The organism is Microbacterium sp. ZW T6_19 (genome assembly GCF_044987465.1).
GTDB lineage: Bacteria > Actinomycetota > Actinomycetes > Actinomycetales > Microbacteriaceae > Microbacterium > Microbacterium natoriense_A.
The window spans coordinates 46,224-61,576 of sequence record NZ_JBJDRH010000002.1 but is presented as its reverse complement, the minus strand read 5'-3'; the positions used below and the strand labels follow the sequence as shown (position 1 = coordinate 61,576).

Here is a 15,353-nt window from a genome sequence, read left to right as displayed (position 1 = left end):
CGAAGATATCGCAAACCGAACGCTCAGCCGTAGAAGAGCGCTTCGAACGCCTTCCTGGCTCGCCGCGTGACGCCGAGGTAGTCGTCCTCGAGCACGGTGGCCGACCGCTCCGGATAGCCGAGCAGGATGCCGATCGCGTCGAGCTGTCGCGGTTCGGTGGGCAGCACGTCGCTCGTCTGGCCTGTGAAGAGCGTGATGGCCGATCGCAGACGGCTCGACAGGCGCCAGGCGTCGCGCAGCAGGTCGGCGGAGGCCGACGGAACGAGATCCGCCTCGACCGCGGCGTCGAGAGCCGCGATGGTCGACGTGGTGCGCAGCGCGGGCACGCGGTGAGCGTGCTGCAGCTGCAGCAGCTGCACGAGCCACTCGACGTCGCTGAGCGTGCCCGGTCCGAGCTTGAGGTGACGACGCGGGTCGGCTCCCTGCGGGAGCCGCTCCCCCTCGACACGCGCCTTGATCCGCTTGATCTCCCGAGTGCCCTGAAGATCGACGGCTTCGGGATAGCGGATGCTGTCGGCGAGGGCCATGAACCTGCTCGTCAGCTTGGCGCTGCCGGCGACGCCGCGCGCGCGCAGCAGAGCCTGCGCCTCCCATGAGAGGGACCAGCGCCGGTAGTACTCCGCGTAGGCCTCGATCGAACGGGCGACAGGACCGCTGCGCCCTTCAGGGCGGAGGTCGGCGTCCAGATCGAGGGGAACTCTGTTGTCGGCGAGATGCTCGCGCAGGCCGGCGACGATCTGCATCGACAGCTTCTGCGCACGTTCAGGGTCGACCCCGTTGGCGTCGTAGACGAAGAGGATGTCGGCATCCGATCCGAATCCCAGTTCCGCGCCGCCGAACCTTCCCATCCCGATCACGGCGAAGTCGAGCGCACCGTCCTCCGGGGGGACGACCTCGCGGTAGACCGCCCGCAGTGCCGCCTGGATCGTGGCGTCGGTGATCTCGGTGAGTGAGGTCGCGACCTCCTCGATCGTGAGCACGTCGAGCACGGCTCCCATGGCCGTCCGCAGCAATTCGCGTCGGCGCAGCGCCCGCACGGCGCGCAGGGCGCCGACCACGGTGTCGTGCCTGGTCTGGATCGCCCGCGCCTCTTCGTCGATCGCCGCGCGGCTGCGAGGACGGAGCAGTTCGGTGCTGTCCAGCCAGGCGACCGATTCGGGGATCCACTCCATGAGCTCGCCGACGTACCGCGACGACGACAGCAGGCGGGTCAGGCTCTCTGCCGCGCCGGACGAGTCGCGCAGCATCCGCAGGAACCACGGAGTGTCGCCGAGCCGTTCGCTGATCCTCCGGAAGGCGATCAGCGCGTAGTCGGGATCGCTCCCGTCGGCGAACCAGCGCACCATGATCGGCATGAGATGGCGCTGGATCGTCGCCTTGCGGCTGAGGCCCGTGGTCAGCGCGCCGATGTGCCGCAGCGCACCGGTCGGGTCGCGGAAGCCGATGGCGGCGAGGCGGTCGTGCGCCTGCGCGGTCGACAGCGTGCGCTCGTCTTCGGGCAGCGCGGCCACCGCGCTCAGCAGCGGACGGTAGAACAGCCGGATGTGGATCTCGCGGACTTCCCTGCGCACGCTCTCCCAGCGCTGCCACACGGCCTCGCCGGATTCGGCCAGAGCCGTGCTGCGTGCGAGCACTCGGAGTCCGGCGGGCGTCCGCGGCATCAAGTGGGTGCGGCTCAGCTCGCGCAGCTGCAGGCGGTGCTCCATGAGGCGGAGCACGCGGTAGTCGTCTGCGAAGGTCGCCGCCTCGACCCGCCCGATGTAGCCGCCCTCGACCAGCGCGTCGATGCTCTCGAGCGTCCCGCGCGTGCGGATCGTCGGATCGGTGAGGCCGTGGACGAGCTGCAACAGCTGGACCGTGAACTCGATGTCACGCAGGCCACCGGCACCGAGCTTGAGCTGATACGGCGCGTCATCGGGGTCGATGTGCTCCATCACCCGCTCGCGCATCCGTTGCACGCTGTCGACGAAGTTCTCGCGCGCCGCGCTCGACCACACCTTCGGCTGCACGGCTTCGATGTAGGCCGCGCCGAGCGCGGCGTCTCCGGCCAGGGGCCGCGCCTTCAGCAGCGCCTGGAACTCCCAGCTCTTCGCCCAACGGTCGTAGTAGGCGAGATGCGAGGCGAGAGAGCGGACCAGAGCACCCTGCTTGCCCTCCGGCCGCAGAGCGGCGTCGACCTCCCACAGCGGCGGCTCGGCTTCGATGCCGCTCAGTCCGCGCATGGTCTCGCGGGCGAGGCGTGTCGCGACGTCGATCGCGCGGGCCTCGGACACCACCTCTTCGTCCGAGGTGCCGCCGACGAAGATCACGTCGACGTCGCTCACGTAGTTCAGTTCTCGGGCGCCCGCCTTGCCCATCCCGATGATCGCCAGCTGGGTCGCAGCGATCTCCTCATCGCCGAACGCCCCGCGAACCTGAGTGCGCGCGACTGCGAGAGACGCTTCCAGAGCTGCTCCGGCGATATCGGCAAGCGCCGCCGCCACGTCGCCGACGATGTCGACCGCGCTCGCGTGACTCAGATCGAACGCGGCGATTCCCGCGAGCTCTCGCCGGTACGCGACACGCAGAGCCACGAGCGCGTCATCACCCGCCGATGCCGCGAACCCCTCTCGAGCGCCGATCGCCTCGAGCAGCCTCGAGCGCAGCTCATCTGCCGACGGCAACCGCTCGGCAGATGTCGCCAACACCGACAACTCGGACGGATGCCGCAGGAAGAAGCCGCCCAGTCCCTGAGACGCGCCGAACACGCGCCAGGCCCGGCGACGCGAGTCAGCTTGGACGAACAGCGTCTTCAGGGGCGCAGCGTCGCGCCGAGCCACCCGCAGCATGCCCTCGACCGCGGCATCCGGGTCGGCTGCCTGCGCGCCGTCGAGCAGAGCGGCTCTGTCGAGGCCGAGCAGAGCGGCCAACTCGTCGAGCGAAGAGGCTGCCTCGCTCAGTTCTGCGAAGCCGAGCCTCGCCAGGGCAGAGAGCGAGACGGATTCGTCCGAACGGGCCATGCGCGCCTCAGAGGAGCTCGAGGTTGTTCTTCAGCTCCAGCGGCGTGACCTGACCGCGATAGGCCTCCCACTCCATGCGCTTGTTGCGCAGGACGTAGTTGAAGACCGACTCGCCCAGCGTCTCGGCGACGAGCTCGGAGTTCTCCATGTACTCCAGCGCGTGATCGAGGCTTGCGGGAAGTGCCGAGTACCCGAGCGCGCGGCGCTCGGCGTCGGTCATCTGCCACACGTTGTCCTCGGACTCGGGCGGCAGCTCGTAGCCTTCTTCGATGCCCTTCAGGCCCGCGGCCAGCATGAGCGCGTACGCCAGGTACGGGTTCACAGCAGAGTCGAGGGCGCGGTACTCGACACGAGTCGAACCGCCCTTATTGGGCTTGTACATGGGCACGCGCACGAGAGCCGAACGGTTGTTGTGACCCCACGTGACGAAGCTGGGCGCCTCGTCGCCGCCCCACAGGCGCTTGTACGAGTTCACGAACTGGTTGGTCACCGCCGCGATCTCGTTGGCGTGCTTGAGCAGGCCGGCGATGAAGTGACGTCCGGTCTTGGAGAGCTGATACTTCGCGCCCTCCTCGTAGAACGCGTTGCGCTCACCCTCGAACAGCGACATGTGGGTGTGCATGCCGCTGCCGGGGTGTCCGCTGAGCGGCTTCGGCATGAACGTCGCGTAGACGCCCTGCTCGATCGCCACTTCCTTGATCACGGTGCGGAAGGTCATGACGTTGTCGGCCATCGTCAGCGCGTCGGCGTAGCGAAGGTCGATCTCGTTCTGGCCGGGGCCGCCTTCGTGGTGGCTGAACTCGACCGAGATGCCGAGGTCCTCCAGCATCCGCACCGAGCGCCGGCGGAAGTCGTGCGCCGTGCCGCCGGGGACGTTGTCGAAGTATCCGGCGGAGTCGACCGGAACCGGTCCTTCCGGACCGAACGACGAGGACTTGAGCAGATAGAACTCGATCTCGGGATGCGTGTAGAACGTGAAGCCCGCGTCGGCTGCCTTGGCCAGGGTGCGCTTGAGCACGTGCCGCGGGTCGGAGACCGCAGGGCGCCCGTCGGGCGTCGTGATGTCGCAGAACATGCGCGCGGTCGGGTCGATCTCACCCCGCCACGGCAGGATCTGGAAGGTCGTGGGATCGGGCTGCGCCAACAGGTCGGACTCGTAGCTGCGGGTCAGTCCCTCGATGGCCGATCCGTCGAAGCCGATGCCCTCGGCGAATGCGCCTTCGACCTCGGCAGGCGCGATGGCCACCGATTTGAGGGTTCCGATCACATCGGTGAACCAGAGGCGGACGAACTTGACGCCCCGCTCCTCGATCGTGCGGAGCACGAAATCCCGCTGCTTGTCCATTGCTACTCTGCGTCCTGGCTCTTGGCGGCGTCTTCGGCCGCATCCTCGTCCGCCCACGCGCGGGCGCGTTCCCGCAGCAGCGCCGGCGCGTTCGCCGCCTCCGCCTCGGTGTCGAAGGGCCCTACGCGGTCGACCGACGGCGAGATCATGCCGAACTCGACCTGTCCGGTGGCCAGGTTGTACCAGTACTTCTCATCGCCAGTCGACATCAGCGCTCCTTCTTCCCGTGATGTCATCGATCCTACTGGCGCTGACGCCTGTCGCTAAGCTAGCGACCATGGCAAAAGCGATCGGCGTCGACATCGGCGGCACGGGTATCAAGGCAGGAATCGTCGACCTCGAGCACGGGACCATGGCGTCCGACCGCGTTCGCGTCCCCACTCCTGAGGGCGCATCGCCCCAGGACGTGCTGACAGCCGTCCAGACGGTGCTTCGCACGCTCGACGTGCACGAGTCCACTCTTCCCCTCGGTGTCGCCTTCCCCGCGATCGTCAAGCGGGGCAAGACGCTCTCTGCGGCCAATGTCTCCAAGGAATGGCTCGACTTCGACGCCGAGCGCTTCTTCCGCGACGGCTTGGGCCGCAACATCGTCTTCGTCAACGATGCAGACGCCGCGGGCGTCGCCGAGGCGCGCCACGGAGCGGCCCGCGACGTCATCGGGCTCACCCTGCTCACCACGCTCGGCACCGGCATCGGATCCGCCCTTCTCTACGACGGCGTGCTCGTCCCCAACTCCGAACTCGGACATCTGAACTTCCGCGAGTTCGACTCGGTGGAGAAGTGGGCCGCGACCTCTGCCCGCGAACGCGAGGGCCTCAGCTGGGAGGCATGGGCCGAGCGCCTCCAGGCCTTCTACTCGCACATCGAGTTCCTCTTCAGCCCGGATCTGTTCGTCGTCGGCGGCGGCGTGTCGAAGAACGCGGGCGACTTCCTTCCGCTGCTCGAGCTCAAGACTCCGATCGTCCCCGCGATCCATCGCAACAACTCGGGGATCATCGGCGCGGCATCCCTCGCCGGCGACTGAGCCGCAGGCATCCGAAACCTCTCGGGCCCCGTGTTCCTCCGGGAACGCGGGGCCTTCGCCATACCGGCTCTGCTACTGCTTGGCTACGAACAGGTCGGCGGGATCCACTGCCAGCACCAGCACGTCGCCGGGCTGGAGAACCCACTCCAGGCCGCTGTACTCCATGAACGATTGCGGCTCCAGACAGAATCGGTCGCCGATCGCGATCTCACCGTCGCCGTCTGCGACCGTGTACGACATGATGCGTCCGGCAGAGTCCCTCGCGACGGTCCCGTCGGCGGTGTCTCTGGATCCGCGATCCACCAGTTCGGGGCCGATCCAGAACACCCGATGCCCATCGTCGCCGTTGCCGTACAAGAACCCCAGCCCCGACCGCTCGATGCATCCGCTGCTGTCGGGAACCTTGGCGCCCCTTCGCAGAAGAAGACGATCCCCCGGCCCGATCGTCTCCGGGGCGATGCCGTTGAGCGAAGCCAGCCGGGCGACGCCGAAGCGCTGCTCGATCGCGCTTATGATGTCGCCGTACGTGACCACGTAACCGACGAGTGCGTCGTCGTAGAAGACGGCTTCTCCCTCAGCACCGTCGATGGAGCCGGTGTCGACAGGCTCCGGCTCCGCAGCAAGCGCGGGGTCGACGCTCGGTTCCGGCGACGGTTGAACCGCCGCTGGCGTCTCGGTGGGCTTCGGCTCCGGGGCCGTGCATCCGGTGAGCACGACGGCGACGAGGGCAGCGAGAAGTGCCGACCCGACCACTGCGCGATACGACATTGACGAACGCTACCGCGCGTGCGGCGATGAATCCAGTAGGGGGGTGCGAATGGGCCGACCTGTACGCCGGGTTCTGTTCCGGGGTTCTTCGCCCCTTCGACGGCCATCTCTCTCGGCGACACGTTGCCGTGGCACTCTAGCGGTCTACCCGAGGACTCGGCGAGCCGCGTCAACATCCTCTGTCTGACCTTGCTCCGGACGAGGTTTACCTGGCGGACCGTGTCACCACGGCCCCCGGTGGTCTCTTACACCACCCTTTCACCCTTACCCCTTGCGGGGCGGTCTGCTCTCTGTGGCACTTTCTCGCGGATTGCTCCGGGTGGGCGTTACCCACCGTCCTGCCCTGAGGAGCCCGGACGTTCCTCGGTGCGGTTGCCCGCCACGCGACCGTCCAGTCGACCCATTCGCCCGTCCAGTCTACCGGGGGGCCAGCCGCAGGTGTTCGGCGCGCACGACGCTCACTTCTCCGCCGACTCCGCGATGCGCAGATCCAGCGGCACATCGATCGGGAACGAGCCGAACAGCCGTCGGGTCGCCACGGCCGCCGCCTCTCGCACCGCGTCGGCCGCAGCATCCGCTTGCTCCAGCGGAACATGCAGGATCACCTCGTCATGCAGGAAGAAAGCGAGGTGAGGATGCCGGGAGAACGCCGCGGATGCCGGTGCCGGAACCGCAGACTCGGGAAACTGCCGCAGCCGATGCCTGATCTCGGCGAGCCAGATCAGTGACCATTCGGCTGCGGTCCCCTGCACGACGAAGTTGCGCGTGAACCGCCCCCAGTCGCGCGCTCGCCGGCGGGCGACCGCCACGTCCGCCGGATCGGCGTCTGCACCCGTCGCGCCCGCCTGCATGCGTGACCATTCCTCGGACGGCCTCGGAGACGACCGGCCCAGCCAGGTGGAGACCACTCCCCCGTCCTCACCGAACCTGGCCGCCTTGTCGACGAGAGCCATCGCGCGGGGGTACACCTTCCGCAGCCGCGGTACGAGTCGCCCGCTGTCACCCGTGGTGGCACCGTACATCGCACCGAGCACCGCGTACTTCGCCTCTTCACGCGTGGCGACCGCGCCGGACTCGACGACCCCCGCATAGAGGTCGGCACCCTGGGCCGCGCGCGCCATCGCGCGATCCCCCGCCATCGCGGCGAGCATCCGCGGCTCCAGTTGCGCGACGTCGGCGACGACCAGCGTCCAGCCCGGATCAGCCCGCACCGCCGTACGCAGGTTCCGAGGAAGCTGCAGGGCACCACCGCCTGCTGAGGCCCATCGGCCCGTGACGACTCCACCCGGTATGTAGACGGGCCGGAACCTGCCGTCATGGACCCACTCCGTCAGCCATGCCCACCCGTTCGCGCTGAGCAGACGTGAGAGCTTCTTGTACGCGAGGAGAGGCTCGACCACCGCGTGGCTGTGCTCTGACAATTCCCACTTGCTCGTGGACTCGACCTGCACGCCCACGCGGTGCAGGGCCCGTAGGAGCTTCGGCTGGCTCTCGAGGTTCACGGAGGCGTCGCCGAGGATCGAGCGCACCCGCTCGGCCTGGGCGGACATCCGGCTCGGCAGACCACCGGCGACCGGGCGAGTTCCGAGGATCTCGGTGAGGATCTGGTCGTGAACGGCCTCGTTCCAGGGCAGCCCTGCGGCCCGCATCTCCTCCGCGATCAAGCCGCCCGCGGACTCCGCCGCGCACAGGAGGGCCAGACGTCCGTCTTTACTGTCTGCGATCACCCGTCGCTGCTCGCGGTACTGCGCGAGCATCTCCGCGACAGGATCATCGGGGGCCCGTTCCTCGGCGACGTCGAAGAGCGCAGGCGCCTCCGCGGTCGGCTCGCGACGTACCCACCATTCCGACGGCGCCAGAGGCCTGGCGACCTTGTCGGTGTCACGGAGGATCGCGTGGCAGAGAAGCAGATCGTGCGCGCGACCGATGAGCACTCCGGCGTCGAGCAGCGCGGGGTACACGTCACGGGCGCTGCGGATCACCCAGCGAGGCGCCGCTTCGCGCTCGCGGGCCGCGACGAAAGTGGCCAGTTCGCTCGCGGAGAGGGCGCGCCGAGCGCCCTCGCCGCCGCCGTCGTCGAGATCGACCGCGAGGTAGCCGGACCTGCCGACCGCGATCAGCGCGATGCGGCTCTCGGCGCTATGTCGCGAGGTCACCGCTGTCGTGAGCGGGGCATGCTCATGACAGCCCGGACTCCTCGGTGCGCACGAGGATGCATCCGCACTCGGGGCACGAGACGACGGCGTCTTCGGGAGCACGACGGATGTCGTTGAGGTCGGTGCCCGGAAGCATCATGTTGCAGCCCTCGCAGGTGCCGCGGGTGAGGAGCGCTGCGCCGGCGCTGTTGCCTGCACGACGGGTGTACTCGGCGAGCAGCGCTGCGGGGAGCGCTTCGGTCACGGCCGCACGATCGCGCGCGAGCTGAGCACCGAGCTCGGTGGCCGAGGCGACGTCGGCCTTCGCCTGAGTCGTGAGCGTCGAGCCCTCGGCGGTCGTGGCGTCGAGCAGCGCCTGCTGCGCGGCCACGGCGGCTTCTGCCTCCTCGAGGCGCCCCATCACGTCGAGTTCGGCGTCCTCGAGGTCGCTCTGACGCCTGGCCAGGCTGTCGAGCTCGTGCTCGAGCGCCTGTGCTTCCTTCGAGTTGGTCGCGGTCGCCAGACGCTCGGCGTCGCGCGCTCGCCGCTGCTCGACGAGCTTCACGTCGGACTCCAGACGCGAGAGCTCGATGCGGACATCGTCCCGGGTTCCGGTGAGGGCGGTGAGCTCACGCAACTGGTCCTGGCGGACAGCGACGAGCTCGGTGATGCGGGGGCCCTGCACGGGCTTGGTGCGTGCACGCTCCGCCTGGAGGATGCGCCGATCGAGATCGGCGACGTCGAGCAGGATGCGCTGGTGTTCCGGGGAGGCGTTCACACTGTCAAATCTAGCCGGTGCGGGATGCCGAGCATCACTGCACCTCGCCATCCAGATAGAGCCAGCGACGGTCTTCGCGCACGAAACGACTGCGCTCGCGCAGCGAACCCCGGGCGCCGTCCTGATGCCAGTACGCCTCGAACTCGACCACGCCTTCGTCATCGAACGGGCCACCCGCGACCCGGTCGACGATCGCGAGCCGGCGCCATTGCAGGCCGGGCTCGAACTCGATCGAGCGCGGCCGGGTGGACGGATGCCATGAGACATGCAGGTAGCGAGCGTCTTCGATCGCGAACGCGGTGTACCGCGATCGCATGAGACGCTCGGCCGTCGGCGCCGCTGCACCGCGGTGCAGCGGCCCGCAGCATCCGCCGTAGACGTCACCGGATCCGCACGGACAGCGGGAGTCCTCATCAGGAATGCGGTCACCCGCCGTCGCGTTCTCCCCTGCCGTCATGGCTCCAGCGTACGCTGACGGCATGACAGCACTTCCCCGGTTCACCGCCCACAACGGCTTCTCCCTGCCCGCCGTCGGATTCGGAACGTACGCGCTCTGGGGCGACGAGGGAGCGGATGCCGTCGCTGCCGCGATCGGCGCCGGATACCGCCTGATCGACTCGGCGTTCAACTACGAGAACGAGGGCTCCGTCGGCCGCGGAATCGCCGCGTCAGGGGTCGATCGCAGCGAGATCGTCGTGACGAGCAAGCTCCCGGGCCGGCACCACAGCTCGTCGAAGGCCCGCATCAGCATCGAGGAGAGCCGATCACGGCTCGGCGTCGATGCGATCGACCTGCATCTGATCCACTGGCCGAATCCCTCTCAGGGAGAGTACGTGCAGGCATGGGAAGCGCTCGTCGACGCGCAGCAGCGCGGGGTGGTGCGTCACATCGGGGTCTCCAACTTCCTCCCCGAGCATCTGGAGCGCATCGAGAGCGAGACCGGTGTCCGTCCGGTCGTGAACCAGATCGAAGTGCACCCGTACTTCCCGCAGAGCGAGCAGCTGGCGTATCACCGTGAGCGGGGCATCATCACCGAGGCGTGGAGTCCGATCGGAAGGGCGGCCGCCCTGCTCTCGGAGCCGGTGATCGCCCAGGTCGCGGCCGCGCACGGGATCACCCCTGCCCAGACGGTGCTCGCCTGGCACGTCGCGCGCGAGACCGTGGCGATCCCGAAGGCGTCTTCGGCGGAGCACCAGGCCGCGAACCTCGCCGCGGGTGCCGTCGTGCTCGACGCGGCCGAGGTGGATGCCATCACCGCACTCGGGCGGGCGGACGGGCGGCTGTTCGACGCCGATCCGGCGACGCACGAGGAGTCCTGAGATCGACCGGATCACGGTCGCCGGAATCAGGGTCACGCCACGCACGGCACGGGCGTACTTCGGGTTCCAGGCGCTCGCCGGGGCGCTCTGGTGGATCGCCGTCTTCACGACTGATGCGGCGCGGCTCGCGACGCTCGGCGACCTTCCGGCAGGGGTGATCGCGATCGGCGACATCCCGCTGTTCGTGCTCGCCTCGGCTCTGGTGGCCTGGGGCATCCGTCAGGCGGTGTGGATCGCCGTCCCCTGGACGGTGCTGGTCGCGGCGGGGATGGCCGTGTACTCGACGGCCACGACTCTGGCCGGCTGGGGTGCGCTGCTCATGGCACTCTCCGCGATGGGCAGCGTGGCCGCGGGCATCGTGATCGTCTGCGGTCGCGCACCGGTCGAGTGGATCGTCAGAGGTCCATTCGCGTTCCGGACCGCCCGCAACGAGGGGCGCGCGCGCCTCGCCGCGCGGACCGTACGCCAGATGCTGCTGTTCTGGGTGCTGTTCCTGGGTGTGCTGCCGGTCGGCATCGCCGCTGTCGAGGCGAGATGGATGCTGCGCATGGACGTCCCGGTGCCCGTGCGGGTCGCGGGCGGACTGCTGTTCATCTCGGCATCCGCTCTCGGAATCCGCTCTGCCGTGTCGGTGCTCGTCGTCGGCGAGGGAACGCCGCTTCCGGCGCACATGGCCCGCCGCCTCGTGATAACCGGGCCTTATCGGTACGTGCGCAACCCGATGGCGGTGGCCGGTATCGCCCAGGGCGTCGCCGTCGGCCTGGCACTCGGTTCCTGGCTGGTCGTCGCCTATGCCCTGTGCGGTTCGCTGATCTGGAACACGCTCGTGAGGCCACAGGAAGAAGCCGATCTCGAGAGCCGCTTCGGTGCCGAGTTCGACGAGTACCGCCGTCGCGTGCCGTGCTGGGTACCGCGGCTCACCCGCCGCGCGTGAGGATGCCAGGCCATACAATCGATCAGCTCATGACGTTGAGGATCATGGCGAATCGAAGCGAGAAGAGACACCTGTGAGCACAACTCAGGCCGGTTGGTACGACGACGGCACCGGAACTCAGCGCTGGTGGGACGGACAGAACTGGACCGAGAACGTTCAGCCTGCCGCCGCTCCCGAACCCGGAATCGGCGGGTTCATCGAACGCGCGCAGGCGGAAGCCGTCGCCGGTGCGCAGCCGCGCCCGGCCGCGCAGGGCATGAGCTACGTGGTGCTGCAGGTCGTGCTCAAGGAGAAGTTCTTCGGCTCCGGGTCGGGCAACCTCACCGAGCTCGAGTACGCGATCAACACCCAGGCGGCCCTCGGCTACCGGTTGCACACGATCACCACGTCGTCGTCGGGCAGCACCGGCTTCGGCGGCGGCGACCGCATCCAGGCCACGCTGGTCTTCGAGAAGCTCTGAAATCAGGCTGAGCCGACCCGCTGCGTCCCCAGGACTCGGAGCAGATCGAGCTTTCCTGCAGCCTCGCTGCCCGGCGCCGCCGTGAGCACGATCAGCGCGCACGACTCGTCAGGCGTGATCAGCGCCTGACAGTCGACCTCGATCTCGCCGAGCTCGGGGTGCACGAGGACCTTGTGATCCTCGAACCGTCGACGAACCTCGTGGTCCTCCCAGTAACCGACGAACTCCGGGCTGGCCGCGCGCAGCGCCTTCTCGATGTCGGCGGCCCGCGAGGTGAGGCCCCAGGCGCCGAGGGCGGCGCGAAGGGATGCCGTCAACGTGCGCCCCTGGCGCTCGTGATCGCGGACCGGGTAGCGTGCGCGTTCCGTCTCGGGATGCGCGAACCAGCGGTAGATTCCGCTGCGTTCCATGCCCGCGCGACCCGTCGCATCGCCAATGAGAGGGCGGGACGCGTCATTCTGCACGAGCACCTCGTCGATCGCCGAGACCACGAAAGCCGGTGTGTCGTGCAGCCGGTCGAGCACGCGCAGCAGCGACGGCGGCAGGTAGTCGGTGAAGGCCGCACGGTCGGGTGCGCTGTGGCCCGAGATCCGATAGAGATAGTCGCGCTCATCGGGAGTGAGGCGCAGTGCCCTGGCGAGGGCGGCGAGCATCTGCACGCTCGGCTGTGGGCCACGGCGCTGCTCGAGTCGTGCGTAGTAGTCGGTCGACATCGCCGCCAGCATGGCGACCTCTTCTCGTCGGAGCCCTGACGTCCGGCGTCTGGGACCGGCGCTGAGCCCCACGTCGGCGGGCTTCAGCTCCCGCCGTCGTCGGAGCAGGAAGTCGGCGAGTGCATCACGATCCATCCTCGAAGTATCCCTCCACTCCGGCGTCGCATCCAGGGACCGCCAGTCCGTGGATGACCGCTCTCTGCCGCGCATCGATCGGCCGTCACACGCTGGTTGCATGAACATCAGCGGAAACACCATCTTCATCCCCGGCGCGACGAGCGGCATCGGGCTCGCCCTGGCCCGAGCGCTCGACGCACGAGGCAACACCGTGATCATCGGCGGCCGACGAACCGACCTCCTCGAGAGCATCGCCCGGGAGACCCCGAGTCTGCGCACGGTCCAGGTCGACACGACGGATGCCGACAGCATCCGCGCGGCCGCCGCGACGGTCCTCGCCGAGCACCCCGAACTGAACGTGCTCATCACGATGGCGGGCATCATGCGAGTCGAGGACTGGACGACACCCGCCGGCTTCCTCGACATCGCCGAGGCCACCGTCACGACGAACCTGCTCGGCCCGATCCGGCTGATCGCCGCGTTCATCGAGCATCTGCGCTCGATGCCCGCGGCCACCATCATGACGGTGTCGTCGGGTCTCGCCTTCGCGCCGCTGCGCGTCACGCCCACGTACAACGCCACGAAGGCCGCGATCCACATGCTGAGCGAATCGCTGCGGCTCCAGTTCGACGGGTCGTCCGTGAGCGTCGTCGAGCTCGAGCCGCCGGCGGTGCGCACCGCGCTCATGCCAGGGCAGGAGGAGAGCGAGTTCGCGATGCCGCTCGACGACTTCATCTCCGAGGTGATGGCGTTGATCGAGACGCAGCCGGAGGCCACCGAGATCCAGGTCGAGAATGTGAAGTTCCTCCGGTACGGCGAAGCCCGTGGCGACTACCCCCAGGTGGTTGCGACGCTGAACCGGCTCGACCCGCACGGTCACTGAGTTCACACCGACGCGGCGACCGCGTCCTGCACGGTTTCGTGCTCGAAGTGGAACCCGGACCTGCTGAGGGCGGCGGGGCGCACGTCGGCGTCGGCGAGCAGCAGCGAATCCGCCGCGTCGCCGAGCGCCAGACGCAGCGCCCAGCTCGGAGCAGGCAGCCAGAACGGCCGGTGCATGCGCTCGGCCAGAGCGCGACCGGTGTCGTTCGCAGTGGCCGGCGTGGGGCCGGTGAGGTTCACCGGCCCCACGAGCTTCTCGTCGATGACGTGACGAATCGCCCGCACCTCGTCATCGAGAGAGATCCACGGCCACAGCTGGGTCCCGGGGCCCAGCGGCCCCGACACACCGAAGCGCGTGAGTTGGATCAGCGGTTTCAGCACCCCGCGTCGGTGGATCACGGGCGCCGTGCGCAGCAGCGCCACGCGGGCGTCGTCGCCTGCGCGACGGGCCTCGTCCTCCCAGGCCACGCAGAGCCGCGCGAGGAACGTGCTTCCAGCCGGTGACGTCTCGTCGAGCACCGCGCCGGGCGCCGATCCGTATATGCCGACGGCAGACGCCGACAGCAGCGCCGGTGCATCCGCTCCCAATGCCCGCAGCGCTGTCGCGAGGGTCTTGGTGGTCTGCAGGCGCGACTGCACGAGCTCACGGCGATATCCGCGGGTCCAAGGCAGCCGCCCGACGCTCGCGCCGCCGAGGGCGACGACGGCCTCCGCTCCCGCGAGCACATCGGGGTCGAGCGGCCTCTCCCCCGGCATCCATTGCTGTTCCTGCGAGTTCCGCGCCGATCGACGCACGAGCGTCGTCACCTCGATGCCGTCGGCTTGCAGGGATGCGTTCAGTGCAGTGCCGATCAGGCCTGACGCCCCGCTGATGATCACCTTCATCGCAGCTCACCCACCGCGGCCTCGAGAGCGTCGGCCGATCGCCGGAGCAGAGCGAGTTCGGCGTCGGAGAACGGCGTGTTCCGAACCGGAACGGCTCCTGCCGCGCTCACGATCGACGGGACCGACAGGGCGATGCCGTCGATGCCGTGGAAGTCGTGCAGCACGGTGCTCACGGGCATGACCGCGTGCTCGTCGCGCAGGATCGCCTCAACGATGCGGGCACTCGACAGACCGATCGCGTAATTCGTGGCGCCCTTTCCCTGGATGACCTTGTAGGCGGCGTCGCGCACGTCGACCGCGATCGACCCGAGCTCGTCGAGAGTGAAGGGCGGATGCTGCGGGGTCGACCAGTCGAGGATCGGCACGGTGCCGATCGAGGCGTGCGACCACAGCGGAAACTCGGTGTCGCCGTGCTCGCCGACGATGTAGGCGTGCACGCTGCTCGTCGACACGCCGGCGCGTTGTGCGAGCTGCCATCGCAGTCGCGAGGTGTCGAGAACGGTCCCGGAGGAGAAGATGCGCTCGGGCGGAAGCCCGGTCGCCTCCTGCGCGATCACGGTGAGCACGTCGCACGGGTTCGTCACGATGACGAAGACGGCGTTCGGCGCCGCCTCGAGCAGCTGCGGCAGCATCGTGCGGATGATCCGGGCGTTCACGTCGGCGAGCTCCATGCGCGTCTGACCCGGCTTCTGCTTCGCACCGGCGGTGATCACGACGACGTGCGAGCCCCGCACCACCGACAGGTCGCTGCCGCCGGTGATGTCGCTCGAGCCCGTGAACTGCGTGCCGTGCGCGAGGTCGAGCACCTCGGCATCGACCTTCTCGGTCGCGATGTCGTACAGGGCGACGTGACGTGCAGAACCTCGGATGAGGGCTGCGTAGGCGACGCTCGAACCCACGCTCCCCGCGCCGACGACCGTGAGTTTCGAGTTCTCGATGATTGCCATGCGGCCAGTCTCGCAGGGCTGGCGTATCGCACTCCAGCAATGGCGAC

15 protein-coding genes and 1 other RNA gene are annotated in these 15,353 nt (G+C 68.7%); 5 read left to right on the top strand and 11 right to left on the bottom strand.

The annotated features are described in order from the left end of the window. Window positions 1–23: 23 nt before the first annotated feature. Genes ACI3KT_RS02730 through ACI3KT_RS02720 form a run of 3 tightly spaced genes read right to left on the bottom strand, consistent with a single transcriptional unit; the run spans window position 24 to window position 4,553 of the window. Entirely contained in the window at window positions 24–2,999 is a 2,976-nt protein-coding gene (locus ACI3KT_RS02730) for a bifunctional [glutamine synthetase] adenylyltransferase/[glutamine synthetase]-adenylyl-L-tyrosine phosphorylase (protein ID WP_404902410.1), read from the bottom strand. 7 nt (window positions 3,000–3,006) lie between these two features. Further along, window positions 3,007–4,344: a type I glutamate--ammonia ligase gene (gene glnA, locus ACI3KT_RS02725; protein WP_292909777.1), complete on the bottom strand. Its 1,338-nt coding sequence runs from the start codon at window positions 4,342–4,344 to the stop codon at window positions 3,007–3,009. A 2-nt stretch (window positions 4,345–4,346) separates the two neighbouring features. Then, a complete protein-coding gene (locus ACI3KT_RS02720) occupies window positions 4,347–4,553 on the bottom strand; it encodes an SPOR domain-containing protein (RefSeq protein ID WP_307297131.1) in 207 nt (68 codons plus the stop codon). Between the two features lie 68 nt (window positions 4,554–4,621). On the opposite strand from ACI3KT_RS02720, the gene ppgK reads away from it, so the two are divergent. After that, window positions 4,622–5,368 carry a polyphosphate--glucose phosphotransferase gene (gene ppgK, locus ACI3KT_RS02715; protein ID WP_307297133.1) on the top strand — a complete coding sequence of 249 codons (747 nt, stop codon included), beginning with the start codon at window positions 4,622–4,624 and terminating at the stop codon, window positions 5,366–5,368. A gap of 72 nt (window positions 5,369–5,440) precedes the next feature. Here ppgK and ACI3KT_RS02710 read toward each other — a convergent pair whose 3' ends face one another. The 5 genes from ACI3KT_RS02710 to ACI3KT_RS02690 form a co-directional block, all read right to left on the bottom strand. Next, a complete protein-coding gene (locus ACI3KT_RS02710) occupies window positions 5,441–6,136 on the bottom strand; it encodes a LysM peptidoglycan-binding domain-containing protein (RefSeq protein WP_404902407.1) in 696 nt (231 codons plus the stop codon). Between the two features lie 46 nt (window positions 6,137–6,182). Further along, window positions 6,183–6,539, bottom strand: an RNA gene (gene rnpB, locus ACI3KT_RS02705) — RNase P RNA component class A. A gap of 55 nt (window positions 6,540–6,594) precedes the next feature. Further along, a complete protein-coding gene (locus tag ACI3KT_RS02700; RefSeq protein ID WP_404902405.1) occupies window positions 6,595–8,292 on the bottom strand; it encodes a bifunctional 3'-5' exonuclease/DNA polymerase in 1,698 nt (565 codons plus the stop codon). A 22-nt stretch (window positions 8,293–8,314) separates the two neighbouring features. Then, complete coding sequence (locus ACI3KT_RS02695; RefSeq protein ID WP_404902402.1) at window positions 8,315–9,049, bottom strand: zinc ribbon domain-containing protein; 735 nt, start codon at window positions 9,047–9,049, stop codon at window positions 8,315–8,317. Window positions 9,050–9,083: 34 nt separating this feature from the next. Then, the gene (locus ACI3KT_RS02690) at window positions 9,084–9,506 is read right to left on the bottom strand and encodes a YchJ family protein (RefSeq protein ID WP_404902399.1); all 423 of its coding nucleotides are present in this window, start codon (window positions 9,504–9,506) and stop codon (window positions 9,084–9,086) included. A 22-nt stretch (window positions 9,507–9,528) separates the two neighbouring features. Here ACI3KT_RS02690 and ACI3KT_RS02685 point away from each other — a divergent pair, with 22 nt between their 5' ends. From ACI3KT_RS02685 to ACI3KT_RS02675, 3 genes are all read left to right on the top strand, one after another. Further along, the gene (locus ACI3KT_RS02685) at window positions 9,529–10,368 is read left to right on the top strand and encodes an aldo/keto reductase (protein ID WP_404902396.1); all 840 of its coding nucleotides are present in this window, start codon (window positions 9,529–9,531) and stop codon (window positions 10,366–10,368) included. Continuing rightward, window positions 10,295–11,302: a methyltransferase family protein gene (locus ACI3KT_RS02680; protein ID WP_404902393.1), complete on the top strand. Its 1,008-nt coding sequence runs from the start codon at window positions 10,295–10,297 to the stop codon at window positions 11,300–11,302. The genes ACI3KT_RS02685 and ACI3KT_RS02680 overlap by 74 nt, the downstream gene beginning before the upstream one ends. A 73-nt stretch (window positions 11,303–11,375) precedes the next feature. Beyond that, on the top strand, window positions 11,376–11,762 hold the full coding sequence (locus tag ACI3KT_RS02675; RefSeq protein ID WP_292909759.1) for a DUF2510 domain-containing protein: 387 nt from the start codon (window positions 11,376–11,378) through the stop codon (window positions 11,760–11,762). Window positions 11,763–11,764: 2 nt separating this feature from the next. On the opposite strand, the gene ACI3KT_RS02670 is transcribed toward ACI3KT_RS02675, so the two are convergent. Continuing rightward, window positions 11,765–12,610, bottom strand: coding sequence for a helix-turn-helix transcriptional regulator (locus ACI3KT_RS02670; RefSeq protein ID WP_404902390.1), 846 nt, complete (start codon window positions 12,608–12,610; stop codon window positions 11,765–11,767). 100 nt (window positions 12,611–12,710) lie between these two features. On the opposite strand from ACI3KT_RS02670, the gene ACI3KT_RS02665 reads away from it, so the two are divergent. Next, the gene (locus ACI3KT_RS02665; protein WP_404902388.1) at window positions 12,711–13,475 is read left to right on the top strand and encodes an SDR family oxidoreductase; all 765 of its coding nucleotides are present in this window, start codon (window positions 12,711–12,713) and stop codon (window positions 13,473–13,475) included. A 2-nt stretch (window positions 13,476–13,477) separates the two neighbouring features. On the opposite strand, the gene ACI3KT_RS02660 is transcribed toward ACI3KT_RS02665, so the two are convergent. Beyond that, entirely contained in the window at window positions 13,478–14,359 is an 882-nt protein-coding gene (locus tag ACI3KT_RS02660; protein ID WP_404902385.1) for a TIGR01777 family oxidoreductase, read from the bottom strand. Continuing rightward, window positions 14,356–15,306 (bottom strand): L-lactate dehydrogenase, encoded by a 951-nt coding sequence (locus ACI3KT_RS02655; protein WP_292909751.1) that lies wholly within the window; start codon window positions 15,304–15,306, stop codon window positions 14,356–14,358. Before ACI3KT_RS02655 ends, ACI3KT_RS02660 begins: the two co-directional genes overlap by 4 nt. Between the last annotated feature and the right edge of the window lie 47 nt (window positions 15,307–15,353).

Coding starts and splice junctions, on each gene's coding strand:
- ACI3KT_RS02680 (WP_404902393.1), top strand. CDS start 10,295: ATGCCATCACCGCACTCGGGCGGGCGGACGGGCGGCTGTTCGACGCCG.
- ACI3KT_RS02720 (WP_307297131.1), bottom strand. CDS start 4,553: ATGTCGACTGGCGATGAGAAGTACTGGTACAACCTGGCCACCGGACAG.
- ACI3KT_RS02685 (WP_404902396.1), top strand. CDS start 9,529: ATGACAGCACTTCCCCGGTTCACCGCCCACAACGGCTTCTCCCTGCCC.
- ACI3KT_RS02655 (WP_292909751.1), bottom strand. CDS start 15,306: ATGGCAATCATCGAGAACTCGAAACTCACGGTCGTCGGCGCGGGGAGC.
- ACI3KT_RS02690 (WP_404902399.1), bottom strand. CDS start 9,506: ATGACGGCAGGGGAGAACGCGACGGCGGGTGACCGCATTCCTGATGAG.
- ACI3KT_RS02730 (WP_404902410.1), bottom strand. CDS start 2,999: ATGGCCCGTTCGGACGAATCCGTCTCGCTCTCTGCCCTGGCGAGGCTC.
- glnA (WP_292909777.1), bottom strand. CDS start 4,344: ATGGACAAGCAGCGGGATTTCGTGCTCCGCACGATCGAGGAGCGGGGC.
- ppgK (WP_307297133.1), top strand. CDS start 4,622: ATGGCAAAAGCGATCGGCGTCGACATCGGCGGCACGGGTATCAAGGCA.
- ACI3KT_RS02660 (WP_404902385.1), bottom strand. CDS start 14,359: ATGAAGGTGATCATCAGCGGGGCGTCAGGCCTGATCGGCACTGCACTG.
- ACI3KT_RS02665 (WP_404902388.1), top strand. CDS start 12,711: ATGAACATCAGCGGAAACACCATCTTCATCCCCGGCGCGACGAGCGGC.
- ACI3KT_RS02710 (WP_404902407.1), bottom strand. CDS start 6,136: ATGTCGTATCGCGCAGTGGTCGGGTCGGCACTTCTCGCTGCCCTCGTC.
- ACI3KT_RS02670 (WP_404902390.1), bottom strand. CDS start 12,610: ATGGATCGTGATGCACTCGCCGACTTCCTGCTCCGACGACGGCGGGAG.